At 40.0% G+C, this 18,634-nt stretch carries 17 protein-coding genes; 10 read left to right on the plus strand and 7 right to left on the minus strand.

Annotated elements, in window-relative coordinates; genetic code table 11:
• The first annotated feature begins 35 nt into the window (after nucleotides 1-35).
• Nucleotides 36-1,370: a rhodanese-like domain-containing protein gene (locus HUW48_RS23155; RefSeq protein ID WP_182413189.1), complete on the plus strand. Its 1,335-nt coding sequence runs from the start codon at nucleotides 36-38 to the stop codon at nucleotides 1,368-1,370.
• Between the two features lie 81 nt (nucleotides 1,371-1,451).
• Here HUW48_RS23155 and arfB read toward each other — a convergent pair whose 3' ends face one another.
• Nucleotides 1,452-1,874, minus strand: coding sequence for an alternative ribosome rescue aminoacyl-tRNA hydrolase ArfB (gene arfB / locus HUW48_RS23160; RefSeq protein ID WP_182413190.1), 423 nt, complete (start codon nucleotides 1,872-1,874; stop codon nucleotides 1,452-1,454).
• A 164-nt stretch (nucleotides 1,875-2,038) separates the two neighbouring features.
• Between arfB and HUW48_RS23165 the strand changes: the two genes are divergently transcribed.
• On the plus strand, nucleotides 2,039-2,386 hold the full coding sequence (locus HUW48_RS23165; RefSeq protein ID WP_182413191.1) for a (2Fe-2S) ferredoxin domain-containing protein: 348 nt from the start codon (nucleotides 2,039-2,041) through the stop codon (nucleotides 2,384-2,386).
• 437 nt (nucleotides 2,387-2,823) lie between these two features.
• Nucleotides 2,824-3,645 (plus strand): LuxR C-terminal-related transcriptional regulator, encoded by an 822-nt coding sequence (locus tag HUW48_RS23170; protein WP_182413192.1) that lies wholly within the window; start codon nucleotides 2,824-2,826, stop codon nucleotides 3,643-3,645.
• A gap of 123 nt (nucleotides 3,646-3,768) precedes the next feature.
• On the opposite strand, the gene HUW48_RS23175 is transcribed toward HUW48_RS23170, so the two are convergent.
• On the minus strand, nucleotides 3,769-4,293 hold the full coding sequence (locus HUW48_RS23175; protein ID WP_182413193.1) for a ferritin: 525 nt from the start codon (nucleotides 4,291-4,293) through the stop codon (nucleotides 3,769-3,771).
• A 177-nt stretch (nucleotides 4,294-4,470) separates the two neighbouring features.
• Nucleotides 4,471-4,821 carry a hypothetical protein gene (locus tag HUW48_RS23180; RefSeq protein WP_182413194.1) on the minus strand — a complete coding sequence of 117 codons (351 nt, stop codon included), beginning with the start codon at nucleotides 4,819-4,821 and terminating at the stop codon, nucleotides 4,471-4,473.
• Nucleotides 4,822-5,231: 410 nt separating this feature from the next.
• Between HUW48_RS23180 and HUW48_RS23185 the strand changes: the two genes are divergently transcribed.
• Nucleotides 5,232-6,227: a DUF6929 family protein gene (locus tag HUW48_RS23185; protein WP_182413195.1), complete on the plus strand. Its 996-nt coding sequence runs from the start codon at nucleotides 5,232-5,234 to the stop codon at nucleotides 6,225-6,227.
• A 130-nt stretch (nucleotides 6,228-6,357) separates the two neighbouring features.
• Nucleotides 6,358-6,807, plus strand: coding sequence for a ferritin-like domain-containing protein (locus HUW48_RS23190; protein ID WP_182413196.1), 450 nt, complete (start codon nucleotides 6,358-6,360; stop codon nucleotides 6,805-6,807).
• 231 nt (nucleotides 6,808-7,038) lie between these two features.
• Here HUW48_RS23190 and HUW48_RS23195 read toward each other — a convergent pair whose 3' ends face one another.
• A complete protein-coding gene (locus HUW48_RS23195; protein WP_182413197.1) occupies nucleotides 7,039-9,147 on the minus strand; it encodes a T9SS C-terminal target domain-containing protein in 2,109 nt (702 codons plus the stop codon).
• Nucleotides 9,148-9,864: 717 nt separating this feature from the next.
• On the opposite strand from HUW48_RS23195, the gene HUW48_RS23200 reads away from it, so the two are divergent.
• Nucleotides 9,865-10,860, plus strand: a complete 996-nt coding sequence (locus HUW48_RS23200; RefSeq protein ID WP_182413198.1) for a mevalonate kinase family protein — start codon at nucleotides 9,865-9,867, stop codon at nucleotides 10,858-10,860.
• 199 nt (nucleotides 10,861-11,059) lie between these two features.
• Nucleotides 11,060-11,935 carry a UTP--glucose-1-phosphate uridylyltransferase GalU gene (gene galU, locus HUW48_RS23205; protein ID WP_182413199.1) on the plus strand — a complete coding sequence of 292 codons (876 nt, stop codon included), beginning with the start codon at nucleotides 11,060-11,062 and terminating at the stop codon, nucleotides 11,933-11,935.
• A 142-nt stretch (nucleotides 11,936-12,077) separates the two neighbouring features.
• On the opposite strand, the gene HUW48_RS23210 is transcribed toward galU, so the two are convergent.
• Complete coding sequence (locus HUW48_RS23210; protein ID WP_182413200.1) at nucleotides 12,078-13,124, minus strand: lipid A deacylase LpxR family protein; 1,047 nt, start codon at nucleotides 13,122-13,124, stop codon at nucleotides 12,078-12,080.
• A gap of 92 nt (nucleotides 13,125-13,216) precedes the next feature.
• On the opposite strand from HUW48_RS23210, the gene HUW48_RS23215 reads away from it, so the two are divergent.
• The gene (locus HUW48_RS23215; protein WP_182413201.1) at nucleotides 13,217-13,720 is read left to right on the plus strand and encodes a DUF4112 domain-containing protein; all 504 of its coding nucleotides are present in this window, start codon (nucleotides 13,217-13,219) and stop codon (nucleotides 13,718-13,720) included.
• A 246-nt stretch (nucleotides 13,721-13,966) separates the two neighbouring features.
• Here HUW48_RS23215 and HUW48_RS23220 read toward each other — a convergent pair whose 3' ends face one another.
• Both HUW48_RS23220 and HUW48_RS23225 read right to left on the minus strand, forming a co-directional pair.
• Entirely contained in the window at nucleotides 13,967-14,566 is a 600-nt protein-coding gene (locus HUW48_RS23220) for a hypothetical protein (RefSeq protein ID WP_182413202.1), read from the minus strand.
• Nucleotides 14,567-14,596: 30 nt separating this feature from the next.
• Nucleotides 14,597-15,217, minus strand: coding sequence for a hypothetical protein (locus tag HUW48_RS23225; protein ID WP_182413203.1), 621 nt, complete (start codon nucleotides 15,215-15,217; stop codon nucleotides 14,597-14,599).
• A 464-nt stretch (nucleotides 15,218-15,681) separates the two neighbouring features.
• On the opposite strand from HUW48_RS23225, the gene HUW48_RS23230 reads away from it, so the two are divergent.
• Together HUW48_RS23230 and HUW48_RS23235 are read left to right on the plus strand one after the other, a co-directional pair.
• The gene (locus HUW48_RS23230; RefSeq protein WP_182413204.1) at nucleotides 15,682-16,071 is read left to right on the plus strand and encodes a BlaI/MecI/CopY family transcriptional regulator; all 390 of its coding nucleotides are present in this window, start codon (nucleotides 15,682-15,684) and stop codon (nucleotides 16,069-16,071) included.
• Nucleotides 16,068-18,395 (plus strand): M56 family metallopeptidase, encoded by a 2,328-nt coding sequence (locus HUW48_RS23235; protein ID WP_182413205.1) that lies wholly within the window; start codon nucleotides 16,068-16,070, stop codon nucleotides 18,393-18,395. The genes HUW48_RS23230 and HUW48_RS23235 overlap by 4 nt, the downstream gene beginning before the upstream one ends.
• The last annotated feature ends 239 nt before the right edge of the window (nucleotides 18,396-18,634 follow it).

Consider the following 18,634-nt stretch of genomic DNA (forward strand, 5'->3'; position numbering starts at 1 on the left):
TCGTATCTTGCCGCTGTAATGTAAAGCGGTTATTTATGAAAATAGAGCAGTTCGAAGATAAAGGTCTGGCCCATTTCTCTTATATAATAAGTAGCGAAGGCCAGATGGCAGTAATTGATCCGGCCCGTAATCCGCAGCCTTATTACGAATATGCAAATTTGCACGATGCTTGTATTATAGCCGTAATAGAGACGCATCCGCACGCCGATTTTGTGAGCAGTCACCAGGAAATTGGGCATACCAAAGAAGCAACTATTTATGCCAGTAAACTTACCGGTGCCACTTACGAACACCAGGCTTTTGACGAGGGCGATAGTATTCAGGTAGGAGAAATTACCTTGCATGCCCTTAATACTCCGGGGCATTCGCCGGATAGCATTTCGGTGCTGGTAAAAGATGAAGCAGGCCAACCTGTAGCGCTATTTTCCGGCGACACCTTATTTATCGGCGATGTGGGGCGTCCTGATTTACGGGAAAACGTGGGCAGCATTACGGCGAAACGCGAAGAACTGGCCCGGCAAATGTATTATTCTGTCCGTGAAAAAATTATGCCTTTACCCGACGCTGTAGTGGTGTATCCTGCCCATGGAGCAGGTTCGTTGTGCGGCAAAGGCATGAGCGACGCTAAGCGCAGTTCTATTGGAGCAGAGAAAAAAAGCAACCCGGCCTTGCAGACTACTAGTGAAGCAGACTTTGTAAATTATTTACTCGCAGATCAGCTCTTTGTGCCTAAATACTTTGGCCATGCTGTTGAGTTAAATAAACATGGCGCTCCTACTTATAAGCAAGCTGTAAATCAAGTGCCCCACTTGCCTCCTCAATACCAACTAGATAAAAATACCTTAATAATTGATGCCCGGCCAGATAAATTATTTAAGCAAGGCCATTTTCCAGGGGCTATAAACTTGCAGGATGGAGCAAAATTTGAAACCTGGCTAGGTTCGGTAGTTGGGCCGGAGGAAAAGTTTTATTTGATTGTTGATTCTGTTTTAACTTTAGAAACTATTATTGCTAAAACGGCTAAGATTGGCTACGAACGCAATATTAAAGGCGCTTTAGTAAATCCGGAGAACCAAACCGAAAAATCGGAAATAACAGATACGGATGTTTTCAAATCAGATCCGGATGCTTTTACTATAATTGATATTCGGAACCACAACGAAGTAAAAGAAGGAAAATTTTTCCCGACGGCAATTCCTATTCCTTTACCGGAACTACGCGAACGTATCAGTGAAATTCCAACTGACAAACCTATCATGGTGCATTGTGCGGGTGGTTACCGTTCGGCGGCCGGCGCATCCATTATCGCCCGAAAAATCAAGAATCAACCGGTGTATGATTTAAGCGAGGCAATTAAAGATTTTAGCTAAAAGCTATTTTTCAGATAAAAATATACCCCATTCATTTACTCAATTAGATCAAAGAATTACTAAAGCAGAAAAAAGTAAATTTTAAATATCACCGGGCTTTAGTTTAAGGCGAGTGGCTTTTTTCTCGGCGTGGTGTTTTTTACTTTCTAAACGTTGTTGTTTGGCTGCCCGGCTGGGTTTAGTAGCTTTACGGGGTTTAAGGCGGGTAAAAGCTTTTTGCAATAATTCGTAAAACTTTTTCACGCACATTTCTTTGTTCGTTAACTGACTACGTTCGGTTTGACAGATTATCTGTAAATATCCGTCACCGGTAATACGATTAGCTAGTTTCTCCAGCAACATTGTTTTTTCTTCAGGAGTAAGTAGTTCGGAATTTGCTACGTGAAAACGCAGTTCTACCTTAGAGGCCACTTTGTTTACGTTCTGGCCGCCCGGGCCGCCGCTGCGCGACGTTTGAAAAATAAATTCAGGATAAAAATCCCGGTGTTTACTCGTTTGTATCATGTAAGGCTATTCAGGCGAATTTTGCGTTAATTCCATTTAGTAAATTGTTGTTCACTTTATCTTGATTTTAAAATCAATTACCTAAAGCGAAAACAAAAATTAAAAAACAATTGTATTAAAACTGCTAGTTTACGTTACAGTTTACAAGTTTATCTTTTTTTATTATGAGTAAACCTTTTGATATACCGCAACAAGTTATTTACGTATGCGCCGGAAGTAAATGCAAAAAGCACGGTGGAAAAGATGTAGGCAAGCTTTTTCGGGAGCAGGCTAAAAGTGCCGGCCTGAAAGATTCTATAGAAATTATTAAAACCGAATGTACTGATCGTTGCAAATTTGCCCCTATCGTGAGCATTCAGCCGCAAAATGTTTGGCTCCACGATGTAATGGAATACCAGGTACCCCAGTTATTTCGGCAATACCTTTTAACATCTCCTAAAACCCCCTCCCATACACCAACTTTTCCTGTATCTCACCCAAGTAACGCACCGGAAGGAAATATTGAACAATAATTACTTAAAACTTTTCAAAACTAAGTTTTACTGCAACATAATAGTATTTAAACCTTAAACGGGTGCTTACTACTAAAGTAGCATCCTTCCCGGAATAAATATTTACTTATTAAACACTTATCTGTATTTAATTTAGTATATTAACCCTAAGTAACTTAAAGCTTTATAAATATTTTTATTCTGCTGTTTTACTACAACGAGCAACTTGTACTATTACCCTACTTTTCTCTTCGGTGATTTTAATCACGGTTAACTATTAAATTTTAAGATTCTTCTGAAGTAATATACTGTTCTTAACTGTATTGTTGCTTGTTTAATGGTTTGCTTCCCTTTCCCAGGTTAAAGTTTTAATCTGGGTTTCCACATCTGGTGTTCTTTTTAACTACTTCGCCCGGCCATACTGGAGTGAGGCATTTACAAATTATCAGTCTTCTTTGATGAAAACTTCAACTGGCGATTTTCTGGCAGATACCACCATTGCCGCTCCCCGGCACCCGAATAATTTTGACGAGTTACTGCAAATATGGCAAAACCAATCGTACGATGATGTACGAATAAATTACGACGACTTTATTCAGAGCAATTCTATTCTGCAAAAGTTTTTGAACATGGGCGCCTGTTTAACCTGGATTTTAGATGTCCGCACCATGCATTATACGTTTATCAGTAGTAATGTAAAACAAGTACTAGGCTACGAAGCGCACTATTTCTTAAATAAAGGAGCTCCGTTTATTTCGCAAATTATGCATCCCGGCGACCTGCCCAAAACGCTAAAACTAGTTAAACTTATCTGGGACTTTTTACTAGCCTTACCGGTTACACAACGGCAAAAATACAGATTTAGTGGCGATTATCGCGTGGTTAAGCCCGATGGCACAATTGTCCGAATTTTAGAACAAAATAGCATATTGCAACTCGACCGCAAAGGAAATATTACGCATTTACTCGGTACTGGCTCGGATATTACTCATTGGAAAAAAACCGACGATGTAGTTGCTTCGGTGGTTTGCACCGAAGATGATACGTCCTTTTTCTGCTCCTCCGAAGAGGACTACTTCAGACCGCAGGCCTTACTCAGCAAACGGGAACGGGAAATTGTTAAATTGATTGCCGAAGGATATAATAGTAAATACATCGCCGATAAATTGTTTATTAGTTTTCATACGGTAAACACCCACCGACAAAACATTATCGGAAAAACCCATACCAAAAACACGACTGGTCTTATTCAATTTGCCGTTTGCCATGGTTTAATATAAGCAAGTAGTGCTTGGTAAGGAAAAGCTAATCAACAGAAAATCAAAAAAATAAAACCGGCAAATAAAAAGCCTGTCTCCTTTGCTGGAAACAGGCTTAAAAGCATTATTAAAGCAATACCTTAATTAATCTTCGTATTTAACTTTAGGTATGGCTTTATCAATTTCGTAACGACCGGTACCTTCTTCGCCAATTACATCAAATAATTCGAGGGCACGACGGGCAACGTATTCTTCTTCAATTTGCTCTTTCAAGAACCATTGAATAAACTGAAAAGTCATAAAATCTTTGCTCTTGAAACAAGCATCGGCCATCCGGTTAAATTGCTGCGTTACGTAAATTTCTTGCTGCAAAGCCTGCTCAAATACCGTCCGGAAAGATTCAAATTCCTGCGGAATATTTACTATTTCCGGCGAAATTGCATGACCGCCCATATCATTCACGAAATTAAATAACTTAAGCATGTGCTCCCGTTCTTCGCCAGATTGTTTCTGGAAATAACCGGCACTATAATCAAATCCGTTGCGGTTACACCACGACGACATAGCCAGGTATACGGCTGAAGAGTGTGCTTCTACTTTTATTTGCTCGTTTAAGAGCGTTTCTATTTCTTCGGTAAGCGAAGTTCTAAGTCTGAGTAAGTCTTTCATGATTATTCTATTTTCATAAAAAAAGTCAGGTACTACCTAAAGTCCTGACTTAAATTTAACTTATTTTTTTGAAAAATGTTTTAAAACCCTCTGGTTTTGACCAAATACAGATTTAATCTAAATAAAAGAAACTATGTAAAGTACTGGTAATAGAGGTATTTGATAGTAAGGTCCCGTTTAAACCGCCATAGCGTGCAGGCTCTCATAAACTAAGCTGTTAAGCTCAATCATAACTTTAGCCCCTTGCAGTAAGTCCCGGAATTGCAAAACATCGGTAAGGGTTAAAACAAAACAACGTTCTGAACGGTGCGGCATTAAAATTACTACATCGGCAGTACGATCTGGGTTTTGAACCATTTCGTTTACGTTAATGGCTTCGATATGCTTTTTGAGTAATTTAAAATCCTGACAAGAAAACGGCGATATTCCACCAGCAAACTCCACCCAATAACAGTTACGGCGGTTACATTGGTAAACGGCACCTTGCGCTGTCCGGAATATTTCAATCAAATTACATTTCGTACCCATACACTTACCTCAACCGGTCTCTTCTGCTTGTACCGGAATGATACAAATGTAATCACTGTTTAGAATTAGTCCAAATAAACTAAGAAAAAATTCTTTCCGCTCATAGTGTTATTTCTAACCATGAACTAATTACTTTTTAAAATGAATTGCCTGCCGCATCTCGTCACAAGTTTATGCCATTAATGGCTGCTTTCGGGTAAAATTTCGCACTTAAATATCTCACCTTTTGCGCTTTATATATCCACTTCCCTTAAACTCTACAACAAAGTAATTTGCATAAGAGTATCTTACTGCAAGCACCCAGTACTTTTAAGGAATTACTTCGCATAGGAGTAAAATAGTAATAGGTTAATTTTTGATTTATGCAGGTTCTTTATTTAAAAAATTTCGTAAGTATTTGGTTAATAATTATGCTGCTTGCTTCTGCTTGCCAACCCAAAACGAAATCTCCTGCAGTAGAAAAAACTAATCCGCATCACCATCTGTCTGCTATGCAAAGCACCCTTATCCGCCAGCAATTATTACTTAATTTACCTTCAGCATCGGGCTTAGAAGTAATTGGGGATAAATTATTTATAATTGGCGATGATAGTCCGCTGCTCTACCAATTACAAGTTAATACCTGGGACTTAACTACCACTTATTCTTTACTGAAAACCGAAGACTTTATTACCGGCCGTATTCCCAAATCGCTTAAACCCGATTTAGAATGCTTAACCAGTTTTACTTTTAATAATACCACCTATTTACTTGCTTTTGGTTCTGGTTCTACTTCTAAGCGTGATATGGCTTATCTGGTTCCACTCGCCGATGCCTCAGAAACTCCACCAGTGGTTCAGGAAATTTCATTACGGAACCTCTACCAGGTTTTGCAAGCAGATACTACCATTACCACAGGTGGCAGTTTAAACCTGGAAGCTGCTGCCACTTCTTCGGAGCACTTGTATTTACTGCAACGGTCCATAAATAACGGGCCAGATGTTTTGCTTACTTTTTCGTTACCAGCCTTTATAACGTACTTGCTGCAGCCTACCGGCAACTTACCCAATTATACGGTAGTTCCGCTGCAATTACCCCAAATAAATGGGTACAAAGCAGGGTTTTCGGGTGCCAGCTTTTTCGATGACAAATTATTTATTACTGCTTCCGTAGAAAACACGAATGATGCTTACCTAGATGGCGAAGTTTTGGGCAGTTTTGCCGGATATATTCCGATGAATCAAGCATCCGACCCAACCCTTTACACCGCTCGCCTGACAGATACAACCGGTCAGTTTTACCTGGGTAAAGTAGAATCTGTTCGTATTTTGCAGAAAATAGAAAATAATCAGTACCGGGCTTTGGCCGTTACGGATAATGACGATGGGCAATCGGAACTACTGGAATTAGTGCTTACCTTACCCTAGAGGGCGGTTTTGTTGCTATTCTGCTATTTCATCCCAAATAGAAATTATTCTGAAAATAAAAAAGCCAACCTACAAAACTCAACTCTTTATTTCGGTTCTCGTTTTCAAAATTAAACCTATTCTTACTACCATGGAAACCGCCGATCAAAAAGTAGTGGATATACTCCAAGAATTAACGCAGTTTATAAACGATGGCCACAAAGGGTACGAGCATGCCGCCAAAGAAACGACTAATCCGCAACTCCGGCAGCTTTACCAAACTTTAGCGGGACAGCGGGCGGAGTTTGCGCAGGAGTTAAATGAAATAATTAAAAACCACGGAGGTACGGCCGAAACCAGTACAACCACCAAAGGCAAAATTTTTAGACAATGGATAGATGCCAAAGCGGCACTTACTAACCGCGACGATAACAGCATACTAGATTCTAACCTTTTCGGCGAAGAGTGGGCCCAAAAAGCCTATAACAACGCCTTACAACAAACCAATTTACCGCAACCGATTCACCAAATGGTAGAACGGCAAAAAAAAGCTTTAGAGCAAACCTACCAAACCTTGCAAAAACTAAGAGACGCTGATTAGAAACACAAGTATTATGGCGGCAGATACTTAATTTACTTTTTTTCGGTAGAAAAATAAGTTTCCGCCTAGCTTACTCGTCTGTAGTTCTTAAAACTTATACCCAATCGTATTTAGAGGTTTCCTATTAAATGAAGTTTAAACAATAACGGTATAAACCCGGCAGGTTTTGAAAACCTGCCGGGTTTGAACGAAGGAAGTCGCTTTTTACTATTTTGTATGCTCCAATCCCTTTTATTCAACCAGTACTTTCATCTGCTTTCGACCAGAAACGCCTTGGGCACTTATAATATAATAGCCGCGTTTAAAGCCTACGACCTGAATTTCAATTTTGCCAGCCCCATTAACGTCAGCGTTTAACGTTTTGGATTGAACAATTCTGCCTAGAACATCGTGCAGAGTAATGTTAACCGTTTCCTGACTGGTATATCCGCGCACTTGCACCTGAAGAACACTTCCGGCAGTAGGATTAGGATACACCTGTAACTCTAATTGCTGTTTTTCCGGTGCTACTAAATTGCCAGTACCGGTTACTTTTCGGCTAGCCTGCGCTTGTGTGGCACTTAGCGGCTGGCTTCCGCTGGAATTAGTAACTTTAAACGTAATAGTTAAGGAAGTACCCGCCGTTCCGCTACCGCTGGCCCCAGAATACGGCGTAGCCTGTAAACTATAACTTCCTAACCGGGGTACCCAAGCCGTGTAATTGCCATTGTTTTCTCCGAACAAGGCATACGGGGCACCATTTTCTATTCTATTTTGGGATTGAGCACCGCTTAAAACCAGTTTTACACTACCCACCGTACTAGGATTAGTATTGGCCCGTATGTTTAAGTTTTTAGTAGAAAAGTTAGCCAGGTTTACAATTGCGCCGTTGGAAATGGTTTGAATGTCTTTATCTGTATCGGCATTTACTAAAGTGTAGCTAATTATACGCTGACCAGTGGTGCTGCCACCACCTACGGTTACGGTTACGCAAAAACTGGCGCTGGTAAAAGTAGTACCCGTTCCGGTTCCTCTAACTGTAATAGTAGCCGAGTAACTGCCCTTTGCTAAATTGGTAGCATCTATAATAGCTTCCATATCTACTCCGGTAGGAACCGCTAAACCGGTAGCATTTTTTGATATTTTTAGCCAACTGGCATTAGAAGATAAGCTATAGGTTTTTTGACCTTCAATGGTATAAAGCAAATTCTTGATGGTGGTTTTGGTATTAGAATTTACCGCTTTGCTCAAGCACTTGGCCACAAACCCAAACTTATAGGAAGTGTTACGGGTAAAAGAGGCCGAATATGTTTCTCTGCGCTCGTTAGAAACACTACCATTTAATGCTCCATGCGAGATTATTAGTTTAGTACCAACCACCTTCCCGGACATGCCAAAATAGTTACTCGGCAATTTAAACTGAGTAGCATTTGTCCAGGAACCAAGGCCATTGTTAGCATCTGGGTTTAACACAAATACCGTATTTTGTCCTGCATTTCCTGGTCCTTGCCCACCCACCATGTATATTTTACCATCTACCGGAAAAGTACCCATTTCTGCATGCGAACGCGGAGCGGGTAAATTAGTAAGCCGGGTCCAGGCATTGGTTACCGGATTGTATGAGTGAACGTAAACTTGTTCGGTGGCATCGCAATCGTGCCGGTATTGGCCGCCGATAGCATATATTTTACCTCCCAACACAACGGTACTAAAGTGGTTACGCGGAATAGGCATAGGGGCACTTTTGTTTTCCCATTTAGTAGAACTTGGGTTAGCTAACCACTTATCTACATCTAAGGTTAAGTGGTATTTACTTTGATCTACGCAAATAGTAGGGGCAAATCCTCCAAAAACATGAATCGTTCGGCCAATTAAGGCGGCTCCACCACCACCGAGAGGCAAAGCACTTCCCGTAGCCGGATCTTTGAGTTGCGGACCATTTAGCCACCGGTTATTCGTAATATCGTAAATAATTACCTGGCTGGTTACTGGTCCGTTAGTATCTCTTGCCCGCCCACCAATATGCCAGATTTTATCGTCAACTAACACTATTCCCTGGTGACTTACTGCTTTACCAGAAGGAAAGGAAGCTCGTAAGGTCCATTTATTTGCGGCAGGATCGTATACTTCGCTGGCTGGCTCAAAATTGGGATACTCCCCAAACCCCCCAAAAATGTAAATTTTATTCTTGTACAATACACTGGGGCACTCGGAGCGCTTGCGAAGAGCATCGGCTTTGCGGGTCCATTGAGCATAAGAAAAAGTAGCTTGAAAAAATAGTAGCCCTGTTAATAAAAGTGCAGGAGAAATCTTAAACCATTGCGGTGTTCTGCGTAAGAAATAGAGGTAAGCCTGTTCCATGATAATAATAATTAATTCTGTAATAATTAGAAATTAGTTAAGAATTGAGGTTAAGAAAGAAGGGTAGAATTTTAATTAACAGTATAATTTTCTTATAATTAGCATAGTATTTCTTGTTAAATAGCTACAAAAATCAAGAACACTGGTTTTAGTGTATCCTGATGGTGTAGTTGGGGAGAGAAGAAAGTCATTAGTACCAGCCAATTCTTATTTGCTGTACATTATAATAGGATTAAAGTAATAAAAATTTTTAATAAACAATAAATTTATTTTTATTTTTTCTGTTAAGGAACTGGACAAAATTTATTTATTACACATATTATGGAGATTATTGTAGTATTTTATTGTTATTCAATTGTTTAACTACATAAAAACCTACTAGCTTCTATCTTAATATTTTTATCTTTTTACTTATAAACTGCACCAATCGGTGGGAGTACTTACTAAATACACCAGTATAGGAGAATAAAATATATAAAATAGGTAGCTTTAGAAGCTATTAAAATTAATCAACAGTTATTAACTAGCGCATTTTCATAATATTACAAGAAAAAACCTCTGTTTTACTTTCGATTTACTATCAACTTTACGTGCTTTTGCTTTTTACGCCGTAGCTTATTAAAAACCTCAAAAATATTTTTACCTGATTTTATTCGGTAAATTAGGCTCTTTTGTAGTACTTTTCTGCTTCCGGTTATTTATACTGCTATTTACGATATGATTATTGAAGCCCGCGCTTATGCCAGAGCCGCTATTTTAGGAAATCCCTCGGATGGTTATTTTGGTAAAACAATTTCGCTGATTGTTAAAAATTTTGGTGCTCATATTTTACTTTATCAAACGCCGGAACTGGTAATTGAGCCTCAACCCCAAGACATTAATCAGTTTAAAAATATATTTCAGTTACAAGACCAGGTAAACTTAACGGGTTACCACGGCGGCGCACCCTTATTGAAAGCAGCTATTAAAAAATTTGTGGAATACTGCCAGCAGCAACAAATAAAGCTCGACAATAAAAACTTTACTATCCGGTATAATTCTTCTATTCCGCGCCAGATTGGGTTAGCAGGCAGTAGCGCCATAATTATTGCCACGTTGCGGGGCTTAATGCAGTTTTATAACGTTCATATTCCGCAGGAGATTTTACCTAATCTGGCCTTGGCCGTAGAAACGGAAGAATTAGGCATTAATGCAGGTTTACAGGACCGCGTTATTCAAACGTATGAGGGCTGCGTGTACATGAATTTTGATAAGCATATAATTGCCGAGAAAAAACACGGCTTGTACGAACCATTGGATCCCGATTTGCTGCCTAACTTATATATTGCCTATAAAACGGAACTAGGTAAAGTTTCGGGCAAAGTGCTGAACGACATTAAAACCCGTTACGATAAAGGCGACCCCCACGTAATTAATACTTTAAACCAAATTGCCAGCCTCGCTGATGCGGGCAAAACGGCTTTGCTCGAACGCGATTATACCGCCCTGCACCAACTAATGAACGAGAATTTTGATCAGCGCTGCCAGATTATGAAAATTAGCGATAGCAATATGGAGTTGGTTAATACTGCCCGAAAATGCGGTGCTTCGGCTACTTTTACGGGTTCTGGCGGCTCAGTAATTGGCATATACGAAAACGACGACATGCTAAATAAACTCGTTGCCGAAATGCGCAAGGTAAACGCCCGGGTTATAAAACCGACGGTGGTTTAAAGATTTAAAGGTTTAAAAGTTGGAAGGTTGGAAAGTTGAAAGGCTCTTTAACGTTAGGTTAAACGCATTACGCTGTACGTTTTTCTACACCATTTAACACTTCAACATTTAAAGATTCAAAGCTTGACTATCGTCTAATATTATACTAAACATTTACAAGCTGTGGTCTGCCGACCATGGACTATGGACTAAAAATAAAATGGTAAAAAAAGCAGTAATACCCGCAGCCGGTTTCGGCACCCGTTTTTTGCCGGCTACCAAGGCGCAGCCCAAAGAAATGCTTCCAATTATTGATACACCTACCATTCAGTACGTGGTGCAGGAAGCCGTGGATAGCGGCATTGAAGATATTTTAATTATTACCGGCAAAGGCAAAGGCGCTATTGCCGATCATTTTGACCGCAGCTTTGAGCTGGAACAACGCCTGGAAGAAAAAAACGAGGAAGCGCTGTACAAAGAAATGCGCCGTTTATCTGAAATGGCTAATATTTACTTTATTCGCCAAAAAGAAATTAACGGTTTAGGCGATGCTATTTATCACGCTAAAAGCCACACTGGCAACGAGCCATTTGCGGTATTACTCGGCGATACTGTAATCGATTCTATTATTCCGGTTACGCAACAGCTCATTGATATTTACCAGCAATACCAGGCTACCGTAATTGCCGTGGAAGTGGTGCCGCACGATAAAGTAAATAGGTATGGCATAGTGGGTGGCCAGAATATCAGCGACTCCATTATGGAATTAAATACTTTAATTGAAAAACCAGCCGTAGAAACAGCCCCATCCAATCTGGCCATTGCTGGACGTTATATTTTAACGCCCGAAATTTACCGTTCTCTCGAAGAAACACCCAAAGGGAAAAACAATGAAATTCAGCTAACCGATGCCATGCTGCATTTACTAAATTCCGAAAAACTGTACTCCTGCTCTATCGAAGGGAAACGTTACGACATTGGCAATAAACTCGATTTTCTAAAAACCAACGTGGAGTTTGCCTTAAAACGCAAAGAATTTGCCGCTCCCTTTTTTAAATACCTGCAAGAAATTGTTCGTACGTACGAGCCGAAGTAAGAAGTTAGACACTCGATATTAGACACTAGACTTTAGATATTCTAAACCGGCCTGAGTGTTATGGAAATTTTACTAAAATAATTATCTTGTATTTAACAGTTTAATGTCTAGCGTCTAGTATCTAGTATCTAACATCCAGTGTCTAAAAAGCAAAGCCCACGTTAAAGTGCATCCATTTGTGGCGACGGCTGCCTTTAAATTCCGGGGACATAAAATTTACGGCGCTTTCCAGGCGTAAGCCTTTAATAATACAAACTAAACCAGCTTGGCTTTCTAACACCGTACGGGAAATTTCTTTGGCTGACAAGGTATAAATATTATTTGAATTGAAAATTCCGCCTTGCATGGTAGCATTATATCCTACCAGCTTTCCTTGCGACCGCCCAAAGGCATAAAACTGAAATTTTCGTAAGTTTTCCTGGCTACGAGCCGTTTTGTTACTAATGCCTAAGTCGGAGAAATTACTATTCATCCAACCAAATCGCAGGTAAGTGCCTGCTCTCACATTGGTGTACAAAGTACCTAAACTGGCTCCTCCTTCGCCAATCAATTCCAGCGGTTGGGTATGCACGAGCCCTTTCTGATACTCCAGGTTATAATTTAAAACTATATCGGTTTTAATCTGGTATTTCCATCCTTGTGGTATCCCATGGTGCAGGTATTCGTGAATTACCCGTTGAAATTTACCCGCTCCGGTGGCTGGCCCCATTACCCCTAAATCAAGAGAACTAATAAATCTTTCGTGACTACTTTTATGAGTACTACCCGCCAGTTGACTCACGAACATATAAGAAGCATACGGACGGTCCCCAATTCGAAGGTTAGAATCGCGAATATTAGTTGGAGTAAAACTATCGTGTTTAAATGCCAGGCCATAAAATTTTTCGGCGTAGGCACTACCCGGCTGTAGTAATACTTTATTTAACAACGACTTCCGAAAACTTGGATTGTAATGCACAACGCCAATTCCTTGCGTATAATAATAATCTACCTTAAACGTGGCATCGTTATCGAAAATAAAGTAAAACAGCTTAGAAGGATTAATAGAACTAGAGTCGGCGACGGTGCTGGCCTTGGTTAACGGAGTAACCAATAAAAAGCTAAAAAGTAAAAGTATTTGTGATAACGATTTTAAAAAAATATTTCCGGTTATAAACGTAATGCGTACAGATGTTAGTAGTTGCTTCATAAAGTAAGTAAGCCAGGCAGGTAACCTTGTGGTTTATGCTTCAGCCATTGCGATACAAAAAACGTTATAAAAGATAAATAGTTAAAGTAAAAATGCGGCCCACACCAACCACAACCACCACACTTTCTGACGAGCGCTTAAAATGGGTAGAATCCCTGGCTCGTTTAATGGACAGTCAATTTAGATTACCTGGTACCCAGTTTAAATTTGGCTTAGACCCTATTTTAGGTTTTATACCTTTAGCGGGCACCCTTTCTACATACGCGGTTTCGGGAGCTTTGGTCTTTACCATGGCTCGACACGGTGTTAGCCGGAAAGTAGTTGTTTTAATGCTGATTAACATTTTTCTGGACGCCTTAATCGGCAGTATTCCGTTAATCGGGAACATCTTTGATTTTGTGTACAAAGCCAATGATAGGAACGTGCGCTTGCTGCGCCGCCATTATCAGGAAGGTAAACACGCGGGCAGTGGCACCGGTATTCTCATTCTGATTGGGTTAACCTTATTGATTTTGCTGGGATTAATTTTTTATGGCGTTTGGATGTTAAGCGCGTATTTATGGCAACACCTGCAACTTATTTTTAGCAGCTATTAAACCAGCTACAACAGAACTTATATCTGGCAGCATACAATTTCTAACTCAAAGTTAATGTATTTAGCCACGCAAAAGTTGGCAGCAAGGGCACTAACAGCAGGCTTTAGGCAATTATAAACGGCCTGCTACTACGCCACAGTTTGTGTCTTCACAAACCGGATTAAACTATGCCAATAAACAAAAACCTCTTGCTTTTAGTAAGCAAGAGGTTTTACATGGATATACGTATTATGATTTAATTATTTACTATTCCGGGATTTCTGGTTTAGCCTGAACCCAGTTAATTTTTTGATACTCTGTTTGGATAGTTATATCTAATTGCTCCTTGTTATTACTAAAAGAAACAAGCTCCTTATCAAAATGCCAGGTGCCTAAATAATGAACGGAACTATCCGTAACTCTAAAGGAGTATTGCTCTAAATTGTTTACCTGAATTTCTCCTTTTTTAAGCTTATCCGCAACTTTTGATGATTCTATGCCTTTGAAGATATATTCGGTAAACATTTTTCCACCATACCATTTGCTTTCCGTCCACCAGTAATTCAGGATTTTGTAACTACCTGGCTTAATGTAAAAACAAAAAGCATTTTCTTTCGCTGACTTAAATATTGGTTTAACCCGGAAGCTAAAAATTTCTTTAGTTTCTACGTTCATTATCCGAATATCCTGCGCAAACCCGCCGCTGCTAAAGCCTAGTCTTTGCACAAAACTCCCGTAAATAATTGCTTGGTTTTCCGGATTAGCATCTTGTTTCGAAACAGCTTCCAAAGATTTTATATTCTGTCCCTTCGTTACAAAAAAGATACAAACTAAAACAACAAGTAAAAAGTAAGATTTCAATTTCATTGGTTTTATAAATCAGAGCTAACCAAAATATTAATCCAACAAATTCTTTTTCAGCTTTTGTGCTTGCAAACGAGCCACGCCTTTTAGGATGTCATTAGTATTAGTAATTTCGGTAGCTTGCCAGTAGTCGCCTTTGTCCTGCATTTTCACTTCCAACACCAAAGTAGTATCGTAACGAGGTTGAGTAAATTCTAAGCCTACCAATGCTGTTTCGCCTTCTTCGCGGGTATATTTTACTCCTTTAAACTGACTGTCTTCGCTTACTACTTTGTTCCACAAACCATTAAAAGAAATATCTACTTTTTTATCCCGGCTTGGATCTTTAGCAAAAGAACCTGTTTCTACGTATTTCTGCACTTCTTTACGGGCCACTCCCGCTAATTGCGGTTTCATAAATTGCAAAGCTTGCTTTAACACCATACTTCCTGGATTTAACATACCGATCCAGCCTTTCTGCTTCGACATGTCGTTTACCAGATTACCGGTAATACTTTCAACATTCACGTATTTTTCGAAAGCAGGCATGTCATGGTCTTGCAGAGCTTCGTGGGCCTGCAATAAAGAATACTTAGGGCTAGATACTAGATTCTGATAATAGAAATAACCACTTACAGCAGCAATCAGCACTAGGAATAGTAAAAATTTCTTCATAAAATTTAATGAACGCTATTTTAATAATTTTCTCAGGCAAAGGTAAAACGCCTTTACAAATACCTGTTTACTAAAAAGGTAAAAAGCATTACATCACTAACATAAGCTTTTAAAAACACAGCAAGTTTCTTAAAATAGGTCAATTTAGTTTTTGCCCTATTTAAGGTAGGTAGTTAATAAGAAGCATGTGCTTGGGTAGAGGAATACTTTAAAAAAGAGTTCAAGTACTTTTTATTCAGCAGAAGTTTTATTCTGGTTGATTAAGAGTGTAAAAGACAGGATATGATAGTATTGTAAAAGCATTATTCGCCATAGGTAAGTCAATCAAAAATCAGCTTTAATAAAACGTCCAAATCAAAGTAGGCGAAGAAGTACGAAAAATTTCGTATAATTTATTTGGAAGTACGAATTATTTCGTATATGTTTGAATCAAAGTAGTTCTTCACTCTTTAACATTGTTATTTATGGCTGATAATCAACCTGTAAAACCCACCGAAACCGAGTTGGAAATCCTGCAAATATTATGGGAACACGGACCTAACACGGTACGCTTTGTAAACGAGAAACAAAACGAATCCAAAGAAGTCGGTTACACAACCACGCTCAAAATCATGCAAATTATGGCCGAGAAAAACTTTATCGCCGCCGATAAAAGTAGCCGCTCCCATGTATACCAGGTTTTGCTCCCCGAAGAAGATACCCAAAAACAACTACTCGATAAGTTTCTGGACACAGCTTTCCGGGGCTCGGCGAGTAAGTTAGTGTTACAAGCTCTGGGCAATCATCGCACATCCGAAGATGAGTTAAATCAAATCCGCCATTTATTAGATAAACTGGAAGGGGGTCAAAAATGAATTACTTACCCGCATTTATCACTCCCCGATTGGTAGAAGCCCTAGGCTGGACCATTCTGCACTCACTCTGGCAAGGTGCTTTAATTGCCGTAACTTTATCGGTACTCATGATCTTGCTGCATCGCCACTCGGCCCGGGTTCGTTACGCCGTAGCAATCACCGCATTATTCTCCACGTTGGCTATAGCCGGTATTACATTTATTCGTACTTATCAGCAGGTACAACAACCCGTTACAGTTACTATTCCCACCCAAAAAGTTACGCAGCCACTGGTAAATAACCCGGCCGACAAAACAACATCGGCTATAACCAATTCAAATCCTGGTAGTGCAAAATCGGTGCTGCGGGGGGCTATTTTAGTAAATTTTAAGTATTATTTCAGTAAGCATTTACCGGTAGTAGTACTTATCTGGCTGCTGGGTATGCTAACCATGCTACTGAAATTTTTAGGTGGTTTGGCTTACGTGCAACGGTTAAAACATTACAAAACGTATGCTTTAGGAACCACCTGGAATACCCGGTTAGCAAATATGGCGCAAAGCCTGCGCGTAAATCAGCCCGTACAATTATTTGAATCGGCTTTAGTAAAAACACCGTTGGTAATTGGCTATTTAAAGCCTATTATATTATTACCTTTTGGTACCATTGCCAGTCTAAGCCCCGACCAGGTAGAAGCTATTCTGGCCCACGAACTAGCTCATATTTACCGGAAAGATTACCTGCTAAACATGCTGCAGACTTTAATCGAAATTTTGTTTTTCTTTAATCCGGCAATTTGGTGGATGAGCGATTACGTGCGGGTAGAACGCGAAAACTGCTGCGACGATCAGGCCATTGCTTTATGTGGTAATCCGCTTGTTTACGCCCGGGCTTTGGCTAACCTCGAAACCATTGCCGTAAAAGCTCCGCGTTTAACTTTAGCTTTTGCCGGTAAAGATGGCTCTCTGCTTGGCCGCATTAAACGGCTGGTGCAGCAACCTAGTCGCCGGCCTACTTTTTCGGAAGGTTTTCTGGCGGCTTGCGTTCTTATTGTTGGCTTAACGCTTATTTCGGTTAGTGCCGTAGCTGGTTTTAATGTAGCGGTTAAAACAGTAAAAAAAGTAAACGTACCCATTCTAACAAAAGTAAGTGCCCCCGAAAAAGTACTTGCTACCCAACCCGAGGAAGCAGCCGGTAATTTAAAAGCTACCATTCTCAGCCTTACTGATTCTGTAAGTGGTAAAAAGAGTGATCTGGTAATTATAAAAAATAAAAAAGGCGATATTACCGAGCTCTACGTAGACGGCCAAAAGATACCAAAAGCCAACATTGCCGATTTCCGGAAAGAAATTGATGCTGCCTTAGAAGCTACCAAGCAAGCGCCGGTTTTAAAACCCGCCGCCGTACCGCAGCAATTAGCCAAAACCAAGAAGGCATTAGAAAGATTAGAATTAGATCGCAACCAGCTTTCTTTCTCTTATAGCGGCGATTTCGATCACTTTTCTGATGTACCCGTTCCCCCGGTGCCCCCAGCATCACCTGTATATGCGGTTTTTCCTCCTATTCCACCTGTTCCACCTGTTCCGCCTTTTCCCGCTAAGGTAAAAAATCCATTAGAATACTTACGTTCCGATGAGGTAACAGATAAAACCCTGGTGGTAATTGATGGCAAAAAAACACACAAAGCCAAAGGCCAAAATTCGCTTCCGGGACTTACCGATGATAATATCCGGGGAATTAACATTTTAAAAGGAGAAGATGCTACCCGCAAATACGGCGACGAAGGCAAAGATGGAGTAGTGGAAGTATATACCGGAAAAGGAAAAGGCCACTTTTTCTATTATAATTCTGATGCAGATAGCACAACCCTACGGCAACACGCGGCTAATGTCGGTCGTGCCGAAGAAGAAAGACTGCATCATTTAGCCCGCATGCGTCAACACCTGGAACTACAAACTAAAGAAAACGAAAAGCGCATGCAAGAACAGGAAGTCCGCATGAAAGAGCTCGCTATCCGCATGAAGGCAGATGAAGGCAGACGGTTAAAAGAACATGAAGCCCGAATGAAAGAACACGAAATTCGGATGAAAGAGCATAAAGAGCGGGAAAAAGAACACAGAGCTAGGGCTGCGCAATTCGAAAAAATAAAGAAAGAGTTAATAAAAGATAAATTGATTGATGAGAATAGTAAAAATCTTTCGATTAACATCAATCAGGATGGCTTTACTCTGAACGGCGTAAAACAACCCGCTGCCGTTTTCGAAAAATATAAAAAACTCTTCTTCCCGGACCGGAAAGATTGGTCAGGTTCTTTTAACCAGTCTATCAACATCAACGAAGATTAAAGATAGCTTTATTAATAGTTAATGTTTGCCCAAAAGGAGAAACCCAACGTTTCTCCTTTTGAGTTTTAATATGTTGGTGCAAGCGTTGCCGTACTTTGCAGAGAGGAGCTATCTTTATATCTTACTTTAAAGAAGAACCAACGCCCTGGTTTTACAAAAATGTATTGCTGTTAATGTTCCTCTTTATACTGGTTTTTGACTTAACCTAAAATTTGCCTGCTTGCGCAAAAAAAGACATT

This window comes from Adhaeribacter radiodurans (genome assembly GCF_014075995.1).
Classification (GTDB): Bacteria; Bacteroidota; Bacteroidia; order Cytophagales; family Hymenobacteraceae; genus Adhaeribacter; species Adhaeribacter radiodurans.

What these genes read in the sequence shown, in the direction of transcription:
- HUW48_RS23155 (WP_182413189.1), top strand. Translation starts at nt 36, where the DNA reads ATGAAAATAGAGCAGTTCGAAGATAAAGGTCTGGCCCATTTCTCTTAT.
- arfB (WP_182413190.1), bottom strand. Translation starts at nt 1,874, where the DNA reads ATGATACAAACGAGTAAACACCGGGATTTTTATCCTGAATTTATTTTT.
- HUW48_RS23165 (WP_182413191.1), top strand. Translation starts at nt 2,039, where the DNA reads ATGAGTAAACCTTTTGATATACCGCAACAAGTTATTTACGTATGCGCC.
- HUW48_RS23170 (WP_182413192.1), top strand. Translation starts at nt 2,824, where the DNA reads ATGAAAACTTCAACTGGCGATTTTCTGGCAGATACCACCATTGCCGCT.
- HUW48_RS23175 (WP_182413193.1), bottom strand. Translation starts at nt 4,293, where the DNA reads ATGAAAGACTTACTCAGACTTAGAACTTCGCTTACCGAAGAAATAGAA.
- HUW48_RS23180 (WP_182413194.1), bottom strand. Translation starts at nt 4,821, where the DNA reads ATGGGTACGAAATGTAATTTGATTGAAATATTCCGGACAGCGCAAGGT.
- HUW48_RS23185 (WP_182413195.1), top strand. Translation starts at nt 5,232, where the DNA reads ATGCTGCTTGCTTCTGCTTGCCAACCCAAAACGAAATCTCCTGCAGTA.
- HUW48_RS23190 (WP_182413196.1), top strand. Translation starts at nt 6,358, where the DNA reads ATGGAAACCGCCGATCAAAAAGTAGTGGATATACTCCAAGAATTAACG.
- HUW48_RS23195 (WP_182413197.1), bottom strand. Translation starts at nt 9,147, where the DNA reads ATGGAACAGGCTTACCTCTATTTCTTACGCAGAACACCGCAATGGTTT.
- HUW48_RS23200 (WP_182413198.1), top strand. Translation starts at nt 9,865, where the DNA reads ATGATTATTGAAGCCCGCGCTTATGCCAGAGCCGCTATTTTAGGAAAT.
- galU (WP_182413199.1), top strand. Translation starts at nt 11,060, where the DNA reads ATGGTAAAAAAAGCAGTAATACCCGCAGCCGGTTTCGGCACCCGTTTT.
- HUW48_RS23210 (WP_182413200.1), bottom strand. Translation starts at nt 13,124, where the DNA reads ATGAAGCAACTACTAACATCTGTACGCATTACGTTTATAACCGGAAAT.
- HUW48_RS23215 (WP_182413201.1), top strand. Translation starts at nt 13,217, where the DNA reads ATGCGGCCCACACCAACCACAACCACCACACTTTCTGACGAGCGCTTA.
- HUW48_RS23220 (WP_182413202.1), bottom strand. Translation starts at nt 14,566, where the DNA reads ATGAAATTGAAATCTTACTTTTTACTTGTTGTTTTAGTTTGTATCTTT.
- HUW48_RS23225 (WP_182413203.1), bottom strand. Translation starts at nt 15,217, where the DNA reads ATGAAGAAATTTTTACTATTCCTAGTGCTGATTGCTGCTGTAAGTGGT.
- HUW48_RS23230 (WP_182413204.1), top strand. Translation starts at nt 15,682, where the DNA reads ATGGCTGATAATCAACCTGTAAAACCCACCGAAACCGAGTTGGAAATC.
- HUW48_RS23235 (WP_182413205.1), top strand. Translation starts at nt 16,068, where the DNA reads ATGAATTACTTACCCGCATTTATCACTCCCCGATTGGTAGAAGCCCTA.